This is a genomic window from Variovorax sp. Varisp41 (genome assembly GCF_047325085.1).
Classification (GTDB): Bacteria; Pseudomonadota; Gammaproteobacteria; order Burkholderiales; family Burkholderiaceae_C; genus Variovorax.
Genome location: NZ_CP168540.1, coordinates 5,314,075 through 5,332,331, shown reverse-complemented (window position 1 = coordinate 5,332,331; position 18,257 = coordinate 5,314,075). Strand labels below are relative to the sequence as shown.

13 protein-coding genes are annotated in these 18,257 nt (G+C 70.4%); 4 read left to right on the top strand and 9 right to left on the bottom strand.

From position 1 onward, the window contains the following. Nucleotides 1-60: 60 nt before the first annotated feature. The 6 genes from ACEN9J_RS24625 to ACEN9J_RS24600 form a co-directional block, all read right to left on the bottom strand. On the bottom strand, nt 61-6,195 hold the full coding sequence (locus ACEN9J_RS24625; RefSeq protein WP_413762303.1) for an Hpt domain-containing protein: 6,135 nt from the start codon (nt 6,193-6,195) through the stop codon (nt 61-63). A 25-nt stretch (nt 6,196-6,220) separates the two neighbouring features. Beyond that, on the bottom strand, nt 6,221-8,548 hold the full coding sequence (locus ACEN9J_RS24620) for a methyl-accepting chemotaxis protein (protein WP_057590820.1): 2,328 nt from the start codon (nt 8,546-8,548) through the stop codon (nt 6,221-6,223). A gap of 46 nt (nt 8,549-8,594) precedes the next feature. Next, a complete protein-coding gene (locus ACEN9J_RS24615; RefSeq protein ID WP_057598084.1) occupies nt 8,595-9,128 on the bottom strand; it encodes a chemotaxis protein CheW in 534 nt (177 codons plus the stop codon). A gap of 19 nt (nt 9,129-9,147) precedes the next feature. Next, complete coding sequence (locus ACEN9J_RS24610; protein ID WP_057590818.1) at nt 9,148-9,513, bottom strand: response regulator; 366 nt, start codon at nt 9,511-9,513, stop codon at nt 9,148-9,150. Beyond that, a complete protein-coding gene (locus ACEN9J_RS24605; protein ID WP_057590817.1) occupies nt 9,514-9,912 on the bottom strand; it encodes a response regulator in 399 nt (132 codons plus the stop codon). Between the two features lie 81 nt (nt 9,913-9,993). Then, nucleotides 9,994-10,164, bottom strand: coding sequence for a rubredoxin (locus tag ACEN9J_RS24600; RefSeq protein WP_007838397.1), 171 nt, complete (start codon nt 10,162-10,164; stop codon nt 9,994-9,996). 111 nt (nt 10,165-10,275) lie between these two features. Between ACEN9J_RS24600 and thiD the strand changes: the two genes are divergently transcribed. Next, a complete protein-coding gene (thiD, locus tag ACEN9J_RS24595; protein WP_057590816.1) occupies nt 10,276-11,241 on the top strand; it encodes a bifunctional hydroxymethylpyrimidine kinase/phosphomethylpyrimidine kinase in 966 nt (321 codons plus the stop codon). A gap of 20 nt (nt 11,242-11,261) precedes the next feature. Continuing rightward, nucleotides 11,262-12,548: a glutamate-1-semialdehyde 2,1-aminomutase gene (gene hemL, locus ACEN9J_RS24590; protein WP_413762302.1), complete on the top strand. Its 1,287-nt coding sequence runs from the start codon at nt 11,262-11,264 to the stop codon at nt 12,546-12,548. Between the two features lie 9 nt (nt 12,549-12,557). On the opposite strand, the gene ACEN9J_RS24585 is transcribed toward hemL, so the two are convergent. Both ACEN9J_RS24585 and ACEN9J_RS24580 read right to left on the bottom strand, forming a co-directional pair. Further along, entirely contained in the window at nt 12,558-13,958 is a 1,401-nt protein-coding gene (locus ACEN9J_RS24585; protein WP_413762301.1) for an amidase family protein, read from the bottom strand. Between the two features lie 29 nt (nt 13,959-13,987). Further along, nucleotides 13,988-14,974 carry a Bug family tripartite tricarboxylate transporter substrate binding protein gene (locus ACEN9J_RS24580; RefSeq protein WP_413762300.1) on the bottom strand — a complete coding sequence of 329 codons (987 nt, stop codon included), beginning with the start codon at nt 14,972-14,974 and terminating at the stop codon, nt 13,988-13,990. A 160-nt stretch (nt 14,975-15,134) separates the two neighbouring features. On the opposite strand from ACEN9J_RS24580, the gene ACEN9J_RS24575 reads away from it, so the two are divergent. After that, entirely contained in the window at nt 15,135-16,031 is an 897-nt protein-coding gene (locus tag ACEN9J_RS24575) for a LysR substrate-binding domain-containing protein (RefSeq protein ID WP_093347924.1), read from the top strand. A 151-nt stretch (nt 16,032-16,182) separates the two neighbouring features. Further along, a complete protein-coding gene (locus ACEN9J_RS24570) occupies nt 16,183-16,686 on the top strand; it encodes a hypothetical protein (protein ID WP_057590812.1) in 504 nt (167 codons plus the stop codon). Nucleotides 16,687-16,777: 91 nt separating this feature from the next. On the opposite strand, the gene ACEN9J_RS24565 is transcribed toward ACEN9J_RS24570, so the two are convergent. Next, nucleotides 16,778-18,247, bottom strand: a complete 1,470-nt coding sequence (locus tag ACEN9J_RS24565) for an IS1182 family transposase (RefSeq protein WP_413761731.1) — start codon at nt 18,245-18,247, stop codon at nt 16,778-16,780. Nucleotides 18,248-18,257: the final 10 nt, after the last annotated feature.

Here is an 18,257-nt window from a genome sequence, read left to right as displayed (position 1 = left end):
CCCCAAGGGGAAAGCCCGGAGGCTCCTCGCCGTCCGGGCTTTTTTCGTGGGGCGCGCGCCTCAGGCGGCCGCGAGCGTCGCCGTGTCGCTGGTGTAGGCCCGCACCAGCCGCAGCAGCTCTTCTTCGGAGTAGGGCTTGCCGAGGTAGTGGTTCACGCCGAGGTCGCGCGCATAGTCGCGGTGCTTCTCGGCGATGCGCGAGGTGATCATGATGATCGGCAGCTCGGCCAGCGCCGCGTCGCCGCGGATGTTGCGCGCGAGGTCGAAGCCGTCCATGCGCGGCATCTCGATGTCGGACAGCACGACCGCCGGGCGTTCCTGCTGCAGCCGCTCGAGCGCCTGCAGGCCGTCGGCCGCGAGCGAGACCCGGTAGCCTTCGCGCTGCAGCAGGCGCTGCGTGACGCGGCGCACGGTGATGGAGTCGTCGACCACCAGCACCAGCGGGATCTGCGGCACCACCGGCGCCAGCGCGGCGGCCGGGTCCTGGCCGTGCGGGCCGCGCGCCTCGGCGAGCGGGGTCGCGACCGCCGGCTGCGCCAGCGCGGCGGCCTGGCGCGCGCGCGCCTGTTCGCCATGCACCGCGGCCAATGCCACCGGGTTGTAGATCAGCGCCACCGCGCCCGAGGCCAGCACCGAGATGCCCGCCAGGCCCGGCAGACGCGCGAGCTGCGGCCCGAGGTTCTTGACCACCACTTCCTGGTTGCCCAGCACTTCGTCGACGTGCAGCGCCACGCGCTGCGCGGCGCTGCGCACGATCACGAGGGTGTTGGTGCGGCCCGCGATGTGCTCGCTGCGCGGCGAGGCCTGCAGCAGCGCGCCGCCCCAGTAGAACGGCACCTGTTCGCTGCCGAACGGATGGGTGTCGTGCAGGTAGGCCGACTCGAGGTCGGTGGCGTTCACGCGCTGCACCAGCTCGACCAGGTTCGACGGCACGCCGATCGACACCTCGCCGAAGCGCAGCATGACCACGTGCGTCACCGCGGTGGTCAGCGGCAGCACCAGCTTGAAGGTGGTGCCCTGGCCCGGCTGGCTGCGCGTCTCGATGCGGCCGCCGAGCGCGGCGACCTGCGCACGCACCACGTCCATGCCGATGCCGCGGCCCGCGAGTTCCGACACCTGGCCGGCCGTCGAGAAGCCGGGCCGGAAGATCAGCTCGGTGGCTTCCTCGGGCGTGAGTGCCTGGTCGGCCGCGAGCAGGCCCAGCGAGCGGGCCCGCTCGGCGATGCGCTCGTGGTCGAGGCCGGCGCCGTCGTCGCGGAAGCTCACCGACACGTCGTTGCCCTCGTGCGCGAGGTCGATCACGATCAGGCCGCTGGCGTCCTTGCCCGCGGCCTCGCGCCGCGCGGCATCCTCGATGCCGTGGGCCACGCAGTTGCGCAGCAGGTGCTCGAAGGCCGGCGTCATCCGGTCGAGCACGCCGCGGTCCATTTCGATCGAGCCGCCGGTGATGTCCAGGCGCACCTGCTTGCCGGTGTCCTTGGTGGCCTGGCGCACCACGCGGTAGAGGCGGTCGGAGATGCCCTCGAACTCCACCATGCGCGTGCGCAGCAGGCCGCGCTGCAGTTCGCGCGTCTGGCGCGCCTGCACGCTGAGGTCGTCTTCCGTCGCCTGCACCGTCTTCTGCAGGGTGCGCTGCACGGTCGCCACGTCGTTCACCGACTCGGCCATCATGCGCGTGAGCTCCTGCACGCGGGTGAAGCGGTCGAACTCCAGCGGGTCGAAGCCCTGCTGCGAATCCTTGGCCTGGGCCAGCCGCGACTGCATCTGGCTCTCGGCCTGCACCTCGATGTCGCGCAGCTGCTGGCGCAGGCGGTCGAGGTTGCCCGTGAGGTCGGCCAGCGAGCCGCGCAGCGAACCGAGTTCGGCCTCGAGGCGCGAGCGCGTGATGATGACCTCGCCGGTCTGCGCCATCAGGCGGTCGAGCAGCTGGGTGCGGATGCGCACGGCCTGGCCGACCGGCGCGCGCAGCGGCGCGAGCGAGGCGGGGGCCGGGCGCACCGGCGCGGGCGTGGCGGCCGACGCCGGCTCGGCGTCGGCATCGACCGCGGCGATGGCGTCGTTGGCGGGCTCGGGGTGCTCGGTGGGCACGGGCGCCGCGGTGGCCTCGGCCACGCGCTGCGCGAGTTCGACCTGGGTCGCGTCGTCGGCCGCGCGCAGCGCATCGAAGGTGGACTGCAGCGTGTCGAGCCGCACCAGCAGCTTCTCGATGTCGGAACGGTCGACGTGGCCCTGCGTGCCCAGCAGTTCGATCTCGGATTCCATGCGGTGCGCGCGCTCGCCCAGGCGCATCGCGCCGGCCAGCCGGGCACTGCCCTTGAGCGTGTGCAACGTGCGCAGCACCGAGGTGCGCGGCGCGCCGTCGTCAGGATGGTGCGACCACTGGCGCAGCGCCTCGCCGAGCTGCGGCAGCAGTTCGGCCGCCTCTTCCTCGAAGATCGGGAACAGGTCGACGTCGACCGCGTCGGCCAGGTCGATGGCGTCCTCGGTGTCGTCGAGCGCGACGTCGGCACCGCCCTGCGGCGGCACCACCACCTGCAGCGGCGCGCGCGGCTCGTCGTGCGCGAGTTCCTCGGCGTAGGGCGAGGGCATCGGCGACGCCGCGATGTCGCGCAGCGCCTGCAGCGTCTGCTGCGAGGGGTCGCGCAGCAGGCCGACCGCGAACTGGTGCAGCAGCCGGCGCAGCTCGTCGGCCGCGGCGACCAGCACCATGCCCTGCTCGCGCGTGCCGCTGCCCTGCATCTGCAGGTGCTGCAGCGCGGCCTCGAAATAGCGCGCCATGCCCGACAGGCTGTGGAAGCCGACCGTGGCCGAGCTGCCGGCCAGCGAATGGGCCAGCGCGATGGTCGAGTCGGCCACGCGTTCGTAGGGCTGCAGCGCCCACTCGCCGACCTCGGTGGCGAGCTGGCGCGACCACTCGTCGGCCTCGTTGAGGTAGACGTTGTAGAGCGCGATGCCGATGCGCAGCGGGCCGATCACCTTGACCTGGTCGTCGGCGCTGCCGCCCACGGCCACTTCCAGCGGTTGCACCGGTGCGGCCACGGGTTCGGGTTCGGGTTCGGATTCGGCGACGGGCGCAGCCTCGGCTTCGGCCTGCCCCGCTTCTTCGGGCTCGGCAGGCGCCTCCAGCGGCAGGGCCTCGGCCGCGACATCGACCAGCGCGGCGGTCTCGGGCGCGGCCGGCTCGGGCGCGACCGTGGCGGCCTGGGCGAACTCGGCCGATGCTTCCACGGGCTCGAGCCGGATCTCGGGGAAGTCCATCGGCACGGCCGTGCCGGCATCGCCGGCTTCGCGCAGCGGCAGCGGCTCGGGCGTCCAGTCGAGGTCGGGCAGCGCCGGCGCGGGGGCTTCGGCGCGTTCCGCCGAGGCTTGCGCGGCGTCGATCGACAGCGCGGAGGACGGCAGCTCGGACAGGCCGGCGGCCTCGATCGCGGCCTCCTCGGCCGGCGCGCTCGCCTTGGCGGTGGCGCCGATCGGCGCCAGGAAGTCGAAGTCGATGCCGTCGCCGAGCGCGGTCGGCAGCGGTGCCGGCGCGGTGGACGAAGGCTCGCGGGTCTCGAAATCGAGGAAGTCGGTGGAGACGAAGTCGTCGTCTTCCGGGCCGGCGGTGCGCGCCTCGGCCTGCGGCACGTCGGAGACGTCGGTGGCGTCGGCCGGTTCGAGCGACAGGTCCGGCAGGTCGGGCAACTCGGGCAGCGCGAGCGCGGCGGCGGTCGACAGCGAAGGCTGCGGCGGCAGTTCCTCGAGCGGCGCCGGCGAGGTCGGCACGGGATCGGCGGCAATCTGGCGCGCCGCGATCGCGAGTGCCTCGGCATCGGCCACGCGCGGCGGCGCGGTCGGCACCGGTTCGCCGGCCAGCAGGGCCTCGGCCAGGCGGCTGAACGGGGCCGACTGCCAGCCGTGCGGCGCCGAGGCCGCGATGTCCTCGACCCACAGGCCGAAGTCGCGCAGCGCCTGCTGCGTGCCGGCCAGCAGCTCGGGGGTGGCGGGGCGCTGGTCGGCGAGCCAGGTGTTGAGCACCTGCTCGAGCGACCAGGCGGCATCGCCGAAGTCGGTGAGGCCGACCATGCGCGAGCTGCCCTTGAGCGTGTGGAAGGCGCGGCGCAGGACCGTGAGCGCGTCGGTGTCGTCGGGGCGGCCGCCGAGCGCGACGATCGCGTTCTGGCCGTTGTGCACCACCTCGCGCGCCTCGTCGAGGAAGATGTTCTGCAGGTCGTCTTCCTCGAGCTCGGTGACCTCGGTGTCGGGCAGCGCGGCCGGGCCGACGATCTTGGCGGTCCAGCTGTCGGCCTTGCTGCTGAATTCCTCGATCGGCGAGGGCTTGGTCTTGCGCGCCGGCGTGGCCAGCGCGGCCAGCCTGGAAGCGATCTGCGCGTCGACCTCCTCGATGCTCAGCAACGGCTCGGCGGCCGGCGCGGCCACGTTCTCGGCGTCCTCGGCGTCGGCGGCCTGGCGGCCCATCAGCGGCTTGAGTTCACCGATCTCGGCGTCGAAGACGAACAGGCGCTTGGCCAGCGCCGGCTGATAGCCCAGCATGTCGATCAGGAAGCCGAGCGCGCCGAGGTTGTTGCCCAGCGCATCGAAGCCGGCCATCTCGTCGGCCGGCGAGGCGCTGCCCACCATGGCTTCGACCTCGTCGCGCATGCGCTGCACGGTGTGCGCGGCCTGGTCGAGGCCGAGCACCGAGAACACGCCGCGCATCTGCTGCAGCTGGCTCGGTACGGTGCGCAGCAGGCCCTTTTCGCCGGGGCGGCGGAAATACTGGTCGAGCGACTTCTCGAGTTCGCTCAGGTGGCTGCGCAGCTCGTCGACCACGGTGCCCATGGTCTGGCGGTCGCTGACGCGGCGGTACAGGTCCTCCATCCAGGGCTCGAGCGGCTCGGAGTGGCCGCCCGCGCGCACGCGCTCGATGCGCCCGGCGAGCTTGAGCATGCGCTGGGTGAGCTGCGGATCGCTGGGGTCGAGGTCTTCGAGCGCGGCCTCGAGGTAGAGCACGGAGGTCGCGACTTCCATCGCGAGCTCGGTGTCGGGCGGCTGGCCGCTGCGCACCGAGGCGTCGACGGCATGCGCGAGCGCCTGCACCATCGGCTCGCTCGGCGGATGCAGCCGGTGCAGCGATTCGCCGAGCTGGGCGAAGGTGTCGGCCACCTGGCGGGTGCGCGAGATGTCGCCGCCCGAGAGGCCGGACCACATCTCCTTGGCGGTCTCGATGCGCTTGCGGGCCTGGGCCAGCACCAGCGGATCGAAGCGGCCGAACTGCTCGACCGTGTAGTCGACGCGCTGCTCGTGCGCGATGCCCCAGGCCGTGCGCACGCTGCGCAGGGTGGCGGCTTCGTCGCGCGCGGTGGGCATGGCCTGGGCGCAGAAGAAGAGCAGGTCCTGGCCGAGCCGGTCGGACACCACGCTGTCGCCGCGCGCGAGCGTGGCGTACTGCAGCAGCACGCGCGAGGCGGCGCGCTTGACATAGCTGTCGGCGGGCACGAGGCCCAGCGCCAGCGCCTCGAAGAAGCCGGCCGCCAGGGTCCAGAAGCTGGCCACGCGCGGCAGCAGCGCGCCGCGGCCGAGCCCCAGGCACAGCGCCTGCAGGCGGCGCGCGGCCTGCGGGTCGCCGGTCTTGACCAGCTGCAGCACCTCGCGGTCGAGCCGCGAGCGCACCGAGGGATCGTAGGCCAGCGAGGCCTGCGTGAGCGCGGGACGGATCTCGACCCAGCGCCAGCTGGCGCTCCAGAGATCGGCCGGATGCACGCGCTCGTTGCCGACCAGCTCGAGCACCTCGCGGTACTGCGGGAACAGCGCGATCGAGGACACGTTCTTGCCGGCCAGCAAGGCCTGCAGGAAATCGGTGACGGCGAAGCCGGCGCGCTCGATCTTCAGCGCGGCGCTGTCGGTGCAGCGCTGCGGTTCGGCCACGAAGCCCTGCACCGCGAATTCGATCGAGCCGAGCACCAGCGCGGGCGCGTTGTGGCCCACCATCTGCAGCGCACCGACGGCCTGGTGCAGTTGCTGGCGCGCCATCTGCAGCGGGCCGCTCTCGATCTCGGCCGCATTGCCGACGTCGCGCGCAAAGCGGCGCAGCGACTTGCCGACGTTCTCGAGCGACTTCTGGATTTCTCCGAGCACCCAGGCCAGCGGCCCGAGGTCTTCGGTGGCCGGCGGATTGCCGGCGAGGGGGGCCGCGACGGGGGATTGGATAGCCACCTTGGATGCTCGCCGTTCTTCTGTGTCAGGCAATCTTGAAACGGGCCACCGAACGACGCAGTTCCTCGGCCATCTGCGACAGCTCGCGCACCTGCTGCGCGGTGGTCCGCGTGCCTTCGCCGGTCTGCTCGGTCACGGCGAAGATGTGCTGGATGTTGGCGGCCACCACGTTGGCCGAATCGGCCTCGCGAGACGCGGACTGCGAGATCTGCTCGATCAGCTCGGCGAGGCGGCGCGACACGCGGTCGATCTCGGACAGCGCGGTACCCGCGTTGTCGGACAGCTTGGCCCCCTCGACCACGCCCTGCGTGGAGCGCTCCATGGCGCCCACCGCGTCCTGCGTGTCGGTCTGAATCGCCTTCACCAGCGCCGAGATCTGGCGCGTGGCGTCCGCGGAGCGTTCGGCCAGCCGCTGCACTTCTTCCGCCACCACCGAGAAGCCGCGACCGGCCTCACCGGCCGACGCGGCCTGGATGGCGGCGTTCAGTGCCAGCACGTTGGTCTGTTCGGTAATGTCCGAGATCAGCTCGGTGATTTCGCCGATCTCCTGCGAGGATTCGCCCAGCCGCTTGATCCGCTTGGAGGTTTCCTGGATCTGGTCGCGGATGGCGTTCATGCCGCCGATGGCGTTCTGCACGGCCTGCAGGCCCGAGGACGCGGCCTGCAGCGACTGGCGCGCCACCGTGGCGGATTCCTGCGCCTGCGAGGACACGCCGTTGATTCGCTCCGCCATCGTCAGCACCGACTGGCCGGTTTCGCGGATCTCGCGCAGCTGTTCGGTCGAGGCCGCCAGCAGCTCGGTCGAGGTGCTTTCCACCTGCGAGGTGGTCAGCGCCACGCGGGTGGCCGTGTTCTGCACGTTGCCCACCAGCAGCCGCAGTTCTTCCACCGTGTAGTTCACCGAGTCGGCGATGGCGCCGGTGATGTCCTCGGTCACGGTGGCTTCCTGCGTCAGGTCGCCCTCGGCCACCGTCTGCAGTTCGTTCATCAGCCGAAGAATGGCGGCCTGGTTGGCGTTGTTGATGCGGCTGGCCTCCTCCGAGGCCTGCTCGGCCGAGAGACGTTCGCGCTCGGCGTTGGCGGCGCGTTCGCGGCCTTCGCGCACCTGCACGAAACCGATGGCGCCGGCCAGTGCGAGGGCGGCCAGCGAGAGCACGAACAGCAGCACGATGGTGCCGGCGCCCAGGCCGGTGCGCGCGGAGAGCTTGTCCTGCAGCTCGCCCAGCGATTTGCGCAGCGGTTCGCTGTCGGTCAGGATCGACGCCTGCGCTTCGCGCGCCGCCACCAGGCCCTGCAGGTTGCCCAGAATGGCCGAGGCCTGCGTGCGCATCTGCTCGTAGGTCTTCAGGATGGCTTCGAGCTGCTGGCGCGTCTGCGGGTCCTTCGAGCCGGGAAAGCGCTGCTGCGCATTGCCGTCGAGCAGGCCGCGCGTGGTTTCCTGGAAGGTGTTCAGGTCCTTGCCGAGCAGGAACACGGCGTCGGGGTTCACGCCCTCGACCGTGAAGAACTCGTTGGTCGACTTGCCGATGCGCTGCGTCAGCATCACGAGCTGGCCGGCGGCCGAGATCTCGGGCAGCGTGGCGTTCTGCTGCATCTTGAGCGAGGCGACGGTCTCGGTCATCTCGAGCAGCGTGGACGACTGCTGGTTGATGTCGCGCAGGGCGGCGCCCACCTGGGTCAGGATCTGGCGCTGGGCCAGCACGGCCTTGGCGCTCGCGTCGGCGCGGGCGACCAGCGGGTTGATCTTGCCCATGTCCTCGCCGTAGGCCTCGCCCACGGCCTCGAGGCGCAGCGCCTCGTCGCCATTGGTCAGGCCGTTGACGCGGCGCGTGAGGTCGTCGGCGCTGTCCTTCACCTCGGTGAAGGCCGGCGCGCTGCCCACCAGGGCCTGCGAGATCGACTTGGCGAGGCGCTGCGACTGCATCAGCGACTGGCCGGTGGCCGCCACCTGCTGCGCGAGCCGTTCGGCGCGCAGGATGGCGAGGCCGGCGACCAGCAGCAGCGCGAGCACCACCACCGCCAGCAGGATCGCGAGCACGCGCTGCTGACGCGCGGGGCTCTGGCCGGCGCGGCCGTCGTCCGCGAGCAGGTCGGCGCTGGCATCGGGCCGGCCGGGCTCGTTGGCGGCCTCGCCGCCGTCGACCAGGGCACCGCCCTCGCTGAACGAGCTGGCCGCCGGCGCGCCGCCGAACGACGTGTCGCCCGGCGCGCGCGCGATGCGCACGGTTTTTTCGTCGGGGACCTGCACCGTGTCGACGTTGTCGATCGCGAGCGAACCCGAACCATCGACGCGGGCCTTGTCGTTGCCGCTGGCGGGCAGTAATTTCTTGAACTTGTCGGCGATCGAGCTCACGGTCGGTCCTTCAGGTGGTGGTCGGGTGCACAGGCGCCTGTGACAGCTAGGCGCCGATACTCAGAAACTGGGGCTGCTGCGACAGCGCCTGCAGGTTGACTTCCTGCCAGCGTTCGCCGGCGGCGTCGGTGTAGAGATGCCCGGCCCAGGGCGGCGCATCGGCGCCCGGGGGCTCGGAGGCCGCGAAGGCCTCGACGCCGCGCAAGCCCGCCAGCCGGTCGACCAGCAGCGCGCAGTTGACGTCGAGCAGCTCGTTGAGCGCGACCAGCCGCGACTGGATGCGGGCCGCTTCGCTGGCGGCCGGACCGCTGGGCGCGCCGCCCGCGAAGGCCGACAGCTGCACCACGCCGTAGAGGCCGCCGCGCAGGTTGGCCACGCCGAGGAACCACGGCGCCGTGTAGGGCACGGGCTGCGGCGGCGTCCAGGGAAAGATTTCGCCGGCATGGCCGAGCGGGAACAGGTACTTGCCCTCGCCCGCCTCGACCGCGAGCCAGGTCGCGGCCACGCCGGTGGTGCGCGCGGCCTGCAGGCGGCTCGCCAGCCGGGACTGGAAGGCTCTCAGTGCGTCGCGATTCGCCATGGGCTCGGCAGATCCGCGCTCAGTTCAGCGCGCTGATCTTCGACATCAGCTCCTGCGCGTTCACGGGCTTCACGATGTAGTCGCGCGCGCCCTGGCGCATGCCCCAGACACGGTCGGTTTCCTGGTTCTTGCTCGTGCACAGGATGATCGGGATCGCGGCGTACTGCGGATCGCGGGCGATCGCGCGCGTGAGCTGGAAGCCGTTCTGGCCGGGCATGACCACGTCCATGAGGATCAGGTCGGGCTGGTCTTCCTCGAGGCGGCGCATGGCGTCCTCGGCGTTCTCGGCGGTCTTCACGGCGAAGCCGTTCTTGTGGAGCAGGTCGGACAGGAACACCAATTCAGTCTTGGAGTCGTCGACGACGAGGATTTTTCGAATGGGCATTTACTGCACTTCCTGTGAAACGTTGCCGAACTGCTGCACGGCCTGCAGCAGCTGGTCTTTGGTGAAAGGCTTGGTCAGGTAGTCTTGCGATCCGACCATGCGGCCGCGCGCCTTGTCGAACACGCCGTCCTTCGACGACAGCATCACGACCGGGACCTTGGAGAAATGGGCGTTGCGCTTGATGATGGCGCAGGTCTGGTAGCCGTCCAGCCGCGGCATCAGGATGTCGCAGAAAATCAGGTGCGGCTTGTGGTCGTTAACCTTGGAGAGCGCGTCGAAGCCGTCTTCGGCGAGGAGAACCTCGTGACCACCCTGCTTCAAAAAAATCTCGGCACTGCGCCGGATGGTGTTGCTGTCGTCGATGACGAGCACCTTGTAACCTGATCCATTCGGGCCCATTGCAAAAGCTCCTGCTCATGAGACTTGGATGCCCGCCGCGCCGTACACCGGCGCAGATCGCGTAGCTCTATGCCATGCTTTTCAGATTTCAACCATTTCGAAGTCTTCCTTGCGCGCACCGCACTCGGGACAGGTCCAGTTCATCGGAACGTCGGCCCAGGCCGTGCCTGCCGCAATCCCGTCCTCCGGTACACCTACCGCTTCGTCATAGATCCACCCACAAATCAGGCACATCCAAGTTTTCGTATTCATCGGAGCTTAAAGTCCTTGTTCATTAAATGCAACGAGTGTATCTATGCGTATCTCACTGGCGCCCTGTAAACGTCGCGCCCATGCCACCATCCAGCGGATTCCGCCCGGCGTATGACCTTCCACTTACATCCAGCAGACAGCGTTGACAAACCGGGCGATCTTAACGATCCCCTGCCCGACGACGGCGCATTGGCGGATCAGGACCTGAATCCCCCTTGCGTCCTGGTGTTCAATGCCAGCGACCCGAGCGGCGCCGGCGGCCTGGCCGGCGACGGGCTGGCCATGGGATCGGTGGGCGCCCACATGCTGCCGGTGGTGACCGGTGCCTACGCCCGCGACACGGCCGAGATCTTCGACCACTTCGCCTTCGACGAGGAGGCCATCGCCGAGCAGACCCGCTCCATCCTCGAGGACGTCGAGGTGCAGCTGATCAAGGTCGGCTTCGCCGGCACGCCCGAGGCGCTGAGCACCATCGCCGAGACCGCCGCCGACTACCCCGAGGTGCCGGTGGTGGCGTACATGCCCAACCTCTCGTGGTGGGACGAGAACGAGATCGATGCCTACCTCGACGCCTTCCGCGACCTGGTGCTGCCCCAGACCACGGTGCTGGTCGGCAACCACAGCACGCTGTGGCGCTGGCTGCTGCCCGACTGGAGCGGCGAGCGCCCGCCCGGCGCGCGCGACATCGCGATGGCGGCCGGCGAGTTCGGCGTGCCCTACACCCTGGTCACCGGCCTGGTGCTGCCCGACCAGTTCATCGACAACGTGCTGGCCTCGCCGCAGTCGGTGCTGACCAGCGAGAAGTACGAGCGCCTCGAGGCCGTGTTCTCGGGCGCCGGCGACACCCTGTCGGCCGCGCTGGCCGCGCTGCTGGCCAGCGGCACCGACCTGGTGGCCGCCACCACCGAAGCGCTGGCCTACATGGACCGCTGCCTCGACGCGGGCTTCCGCCCCGGCATGGGCCACGTGCTGCCCGACCGCCTGTTCTGGGCCGAACCCGAGCCCGAGGAGGACGATGGCGAGCCCGGCGACGACGTGCCCGACTTCGCCCTGCCGCCCCACGACACCCGCCACTGATTCCACTTCCCCCGTTCCAGATGCCCACTTCCGATCGCAACGACATCCTCTTCGAGCGCGCCCGCGCCGTGATTCCCGGCGGCGTGAACTCGCCCGTGCGCGCCTTCAAGGCCGTCGGCGGCACGCCCCGCTTCATCCAGCGCGCCCAGGGCGCCTATTTCTGGGATGCCAACGACAAGCGCTACATCGACTACATCGGCTCCTGGGGCCCGATGATCCTGGGCCACGGCCATCCGGCGGTGGTCGAGGCGGTGCAGAAGGCCGTGCTCGAGGGCTTCTCTTACGGCGCACCGACCGAGCGCGAGATCGAGCTGGCCGAGGCCATCCTCGCGCTGGTGCCGTCGATGGAGATGGTGCGCCTCGTGAGCTCGGGCACCGAGGCCGCGATGAGCGCGCTGCGGCTGGCGCGCGGCGCCACCGGCCGCAAGACCATCGTCAAGTTCGAGGGCTGCTACCACGGCCATGCCGACGCGCTGCTGGTCAAGGCCGGCTCGGGCCTCGCCACCTTCGGCAACCCGACCTCGGCCGGCGTGCCGAGCGAGGTGGTGCAGCACACGCTGGTGCTCGAGTACAACAACCTGCAGCAGCTCGAGGAGGCCTTCGCGCTGCACGGCGGCGACATCGCCTGCCTGATGATCGAGGCCATCGCCGGCAACATGAATTTCGTGCGCGCCACGCCCGAGTTCGCCCAGCGCTGCCGCGCGCTGTGCACGCAGCACGGCGCCCTGCTGATCTTCGACGAGGTGATGACGGGCTTTCGCGTCGGCCTGCACGGCGCGCAAGGCGTGCTGGGCATCACGCCCGACCTCACGGTGCTCGGCAAGGTCATCGGCGGCGGCATGCCGCTGGCGGCCTTCGGCGGGCCGCGCGCCATCATGGAACAGCTCGCGCCGCTGGGCCCGGTCTACCAGGCCGGCACGCTCTCGGGCAACCCGGTGGCCACGGCCTGCGGCCTGGCCACGCTCAAGGAGATCGCCAGGCCCGGCTTCTACGAGGCACTGGGCCGCAAGACCCGCGCGCTGGTCGACGGCCTGAAGGCCGCGGCCGCCGCCGAGGGTCAGCCCTTCAGCGCCGACAGCGAGGGCGGCATGTTCGGCTTCTTCCTGATGAACGAGCTGCCGCAGAACTACGCCAAGGTGATGACCACCGACAACGCGCGGTTCAACGCGCTGTTCCACGGCCTGCTGGAGCGCGGCGTGTACATCGCGCCCGCGCTCTACGAAGCCGGCTTCGTGAGCGCCGCGCACAGCGACGCGGACATCGCGGCCACCGTCGAGGCGGCGCGCGAGATCTTCAGCAAGCGCTGAGCGGGAGGCTCAAGCCGGGTCGATGGCCGCTATGGGCCCGGCCTCGGCCTCGAGCACCTCGGCCGCCGCCAGGCACAGGTCTTCGCGGAAGCGATCGCTCACGAGCTGCACGCCCGTGGGCAGGCCTTGGCGCAGCCCCATCGGCACCGACAGCCCCGGCAGCCCCAGGATCGCGGTCGCCAGCAGCGGGCTCTGCGCATCGAGCAGCTCGCGCATCGCGTCCGCTCCGCGCTGGTCGGCATCAACCGGGAACGGGTGGCGCCACGACACCGGCATCAGCAGCAGCGGATGGCGCTGCAGGAACAGCGCCCAGTCGCGCATCAAGCCCGTGCGCGCGGCCAGCGCGCGCATGTAGGCCTCGGTGTCGAACGACGGCGCATGCGCGTCCATCGCGCGGTAGGCCTGGCGGATGGTCTGGTCGCCGTCGCGCAGCAGCGCCGGTTCCACCAGCAGCCGGCTGTCGGCCATGGTCAGCGCGAGCCACAGCTCGGCCGCCTCGCGCAGCCGCGGCGGCTCCACCGGCTCGACGCGGTAGCCCGCGCCCTCGAGCCGGCGCGCGGCGCGCTGCAGGGCATCGGCCACCTCGGGATCGCAGGCGTAGCCGGGCAGCGCGGTGCACAGCGCCACGCGCAGCGGACCGGCCGGCGGCGTGCCCTCGAGCGGCGCGGGCACCCACCACGGGTCGCGCGCGTCGCGCGCGGCCATAGCGGCGAAGGCCAGCCGCAGGTCGCGCACGCTGCGCGCCAGCGGCCCCTGGACCGAGCTGAGCTGCACCACCGGCGGCCGCTCGCCGCTGCCCGACGGGTTGAAGGCCGGCACGCGGCCGAAGCTCGGGCGCAGGCCGTAGACGCCGCAGGCATAGGCCGGGTAGCGGATCGAGCCGCCCTGGTCGTTGCCGTGCGCGATCGCGCCGATGCCGACCGCGACCGCGGCCGCCGCGCCGCCGCTCGAACCGCCAGGCGTCAGCGCCGCGTCGTGCGGATTGAGGGTGCGCCCGTGGGCCGCGTTGTCGGTGAACCAGCGCATCGAGAACGCGGGCGTGTTGGTGCGGCCGATCGGAATCGCGCCCGCGCGCCGCAGGTTCGCGACCACCGGGCTGTCCTCCGCGGCCACGACCTTGCGATAGGCCTCCACGCCGTTGGTGGTGGCATGCCCGCGCTGGTCGACGTTGACCTTGATGGTGACCGGCACGCCATGCAGCGGCCCGGTGGCCTCGCCGCCGGCCAGCGCGGCGTCGGCCTGCCGCGCGGCCTGCAGCGCTTCCTCGGCGCCGCCGTCGACCACGGCATTGATGCGCGGATTGACGGCCTCGAGCCGTTCCAGGCTGCTGCGTACCGCCTCCACGCACGAGAGTTCGCGTGCCGCGATGCGCCGCGCGAGTTCGGCGGCCTCCAGTTGCCAGGGTTGCATGGCTTGTCTCCTCGAAAAAGATGGATGGATCAGTCGCCCTTGACGCCCGCGCGCCGCACCGCCTCGGCCCAGCGCGGCTTCTCGCGCTTCATCAGCGCGCTGAGCTCCTCGGGGCTCGAGGGCAATGCCTCGATCGACAGCGCGGCATTGGCACGCACCACGGCCGGGTCGGCCAGCGCGGCGCGCAGCGCGGTGTTGAGCCGGTCGACCGTCTTGCGCGAGGTGCCCGCGGGCGCTATCAGCGCACCCCAGGCCACCACCTCGAAGCCCGGCACGCCGCTCTCGGCCACGGTCGGCACCTCGGGCAGCACCGCGGCGCGCTTCGCGCTGGTCACGGCGATCGCCTTGACCCGGCCCTGCTGCACGAAAGGCAGCACCGCCGAGATGTTCTCGATGGTCACGTCGAGCTGGCCGTTGACCATGTCGGCCACCGCCTGGGTGCCGGTCTTGTAGGGCACCTGCACCATCGTGAGCCCGGTCTCGGTCTTCAGCAGCTCGCCGGTCAGGTGGCCCGCGCTGCCGATGCCGGGCGTGCCGACCGACAGCTTGCCCGGATGCTCGCGGCCGTAGGCGACCAGTTCCTGCAGGCTGCGCACCGGCAGGTCCTTGCGCACGATCAGCACGTAGGCGTTGCTCGAGATCAGGCCGACCGGCACCAGGTCCTTCTCGGGCACGTACGACAGCTTCGAGAAGAAGGCCGGGTTGATGCTCAGGGTCACGAGGTTGCCGTAGCCGACCGTGTAGCCGTCGTTCGCCGAGCTCACCAGGGCCTGCGTACCGACGATGCCGCCCGCGCTGGGCCGGTTGTCCACGATCATGGCCTGCCCCAGTTCGCGCGCCATCGCGTCGGCTACCGGCCGCATCGCCACGTCGACGCCGGAACCGGCGGCATAGGGCACGATGAATTTCACCGGGCGCTCGGGGTACTGGGCCGAAGCGGCCAGCGCGGCCGTGGCCAGGGCGGCCAGGAAGGCCACAGCGGCGCGGCGGGTCCATGCGAATGACAGGGCAGGCACGAAGCATCTCCTCTTGGGGAATCCCGCCGTTCACCACGAGCCGGCTGGTGGCCGAAGTCTAGGAACCGGGCCCGCGCCGCAAAAGACAATCGCTTGTCGCGATGACAACCTGCGTTTGTCGGTAGATTCCCGCGCCGGGCCGCGCGGCAGAATCGGCCGCATGAAGGATCACCAGCTCAAGGCCTGGCTGCGGCTGGCCGACACCGGCAGCATCCGCGCCGCCGCGCGCAGCCTGCACCTGAGCCAGGCCGCGGTGACCAAGGCGATCCGCGAGCTCGAGGCCGAGGTCGATGCGCAGCTGGTGCTGCGCAGCTCGCGCGGCATCGAGTTCACCGAGTCCGGTCGCCAGCTCACGGTGCGCGCGCGGCTCGCGCACCAGCAGCTCGAGCTCGCGCGCCAGGACATCCGCATCCTGCAGGGCAGCCAGCACGGCCGCGTGGCGGTGGCGGTGACGCCGATGGTGTTCCTCGGCGTGCTGCCCGAGGTGGTGCGCGCCTTCCGCAAGGCCATGCCACAGGCGCAACTCAAGCTGTTCGACGGCCTGATCCCGCAGGTGCTGCCGCTGCTGCGCGAGGGCGCGGTCGACTTCGCCGTGGCGGGGCCGGTGGCCTCGGCCCTCGATGCCGACTTCGCGTTCGAGCGGCTCGACATGATCGAGATGGCCGTGCTGTGCCGGCGCGGCCATCCGCTGCGCCATGCCACGCGCTGGGAGGAGATCGCGGGCGCCGAATGGCTGATGCACCTGGCACCGGGCAGCCAGCACAGCTTCCTGCTCGAGCAGTACGCAGCGCAGGGCCTGCCGCTGCCCGAGCACCGCATCGAGGTCGCCTCCTTCGGCGTGAGCTGGGGCCTGTTGACGCGCAGCGACGCGCTGATGGTGGGGCCGGCCGGCATGCTCACGATGCCGCCCTATGACGCGCTGGTGGAGCGCGTGCCGCTCGCGATGCCGGTGCCGCCGCTGGAACTGGGCATCGTCTCGCCGCGCGGCAAGCCGCTGTCGCTGGCCGCGCTGCGGCTGGCCGAGCTGTTTCGCAAGTACCTGGCGCGGCCGGCCTGAGCGGCGGCCCGCCCGCATGCGCACGGGCATGTGCCACGGCGATGACAGCGGCGGCGTGTATATTGCGCCCGCGCTTCGCGGAGCGCGACACCAGGGAAGAAGCCATCGCGGCCAGCCTCGAGCCGCACGAGATCTCCAGAACGTCCAAGCCATGAAATTCCTGCGCCAGTTGCCGGTCCTGAGTGCCGCTCTCCTTCTCTGTGGCCCGGCGCTCGCGCAGTCGGTGGACTTCACGCTCCCGACCTTCGACCAGCCCTTCGAGATCCAGAAGACCTGGATCAACGTCGGCTTCTACTCGGCCCACTTCGACCGCGACAAGGGCCTCGAGAACAAGAACCCCGGCCTGGGCTTCGAGTACCCGCTCAACGACGTCTACCGCGTCACGCTGGGCACCTTCCACAACAGCGACCGGCGCCAGTCGCACTACCTCGGCCTCTACGTGCTGCCCTTCGAATTCCACGGCGTGCGCTTCGGCGCCGTGGTCGGCGGCTTCGACGGCTACCCCAACTACCGCAACGGCAACTGGTTCCCGGCGCTGATCCCCACCGCGGCGATCGAGGGCAAGAACTGGGGCCTCAACATCGCCTACGTGCCGACGATCAAGAACCGGCTCTATGGCGCGCTGAGCTTCCAGCTCAAGTACCGCTTCGAATGAGCGGTCGCCCGGGCCCATGAAAAAAGGCGGCCATCGGCCGCCTCAGGCTGCTGACGAACCCCATGTTTTCCGGAACATGGGGTTTTGTCTTTCAAGCGAAGCCGATTTCTGCGCGGCGCTCGCCCCATCGAGCTGCAACGAGGTCCGAGCAGGCCTGGATGCGCTGTTGCGCAGTCAGAACGCGCCTGCGATGACGTAAAAGCGCCCTCAGACGCGCCAGCAGCAGCGCGATCTTCTTGATGTTCTGCGCAGCCGCCGCCAGCAAGCACTGCTCGGCCACCTTGCGCAGCCCTCGCATGCGTGCGTAGCGATGCCCGTGCAGCTGCTTGGCATCGGCGAAGCTGCGCTCCACCGTCTCCTTGCGCCGCGCATACAGGCGCTTGCCCTCTTCGGTCAGACGCCTGGTGTCCACCCGCTCCTTGGCCCACTCCCAGACGTGGCGCACCACCACCTTCACCGCATTGGCGCTGCTCGTGCACTGCCCGCGCAGCTCGCAGCGTCGGCAGATTGCCGGATCGGACTTGTACTCGCGATAGCCCACCCGGCTGGTCGTGCTGTACGCCAGCGCCTGCCCCGCCGGGCAGACATACTCGTCGCGGTAGCGGTCGTATTCGTACTGGCGCTTGTAGAAGGTGCCCGGCTTGTGGGTCGGCGTGCGGTAGCCCATTACCCCGGCGATGCCACGCGTCTCCAGTCCCTGGCAGATCGCCGGTGTGAAGTAGCCCGCATCCAGGCCCACGGCCTGCACCTGCAGGCCGAAGCGCTCTCGCTGATGGTCCAGCCGCCCCAGGTACGGCTGGCTGTCGTGCACCGAGGCCGGCGTGACGTGGGTGTCGGTGATGATGGCGTGCTTGGCGTCGACCGTGCGGTGGTCCAGGTAGAAGAAGCCTCGAGGCTTGTCGTCGCGCACCATGAAGCCGCTGTCGGGATCGGTGCGGCTGCGCTTGACTTCCTTGCTCGGCGGCGGGGTATCGTCGTCATCACGCTTCAAGGGCTTCTTGCCCTGCGCGGCGCGATCCGCATCGACCGCCGCGTCCAGCGCTCCCAGGTAGGCCGAGGGTGTCTGCTGGACCTGCACGAGGTCGAACTTGTTCTTGTTGGCGTTGGCCTTCAGGTGGGTGCTGTCGGTGTACAGCACCCGGCCATCGACCATGCCGTGGCCGATGGCCTGGCGCACGATCTCGTCGAAGATCTCCTGGTACACGGTGGTGTCGCTGTAGCGGCGGCGCCGGTTCTGCGAGAAGGTGGAAGCGTCGGGGACCTTGTCGGTCAGGCGAAAGCCGGCAAACCAGCGGTAGGCCACGTTGACCTGCACTTCGCGCATCAGCTGCCGCTCGCTGCGTACGCCGAACAAGTAGCCCACCAGCAGCAGCTTGAACATCACGACCGGATCGAGCGCCGGGCGGCCGTTGTCGGCGCAGTACAGGTGAGCGACCTTGGCCCGGATGAACTCGAAATCGATCGCCGCTTCGATCTTGCGCAGCAAGTGGTCCTGCGGCACCAGCATCTCCAGCGTCACCATCTCGAGTTCTTGCTGCGCGGGGGTGGGGCTCTTGAGCATCCCGCCATTT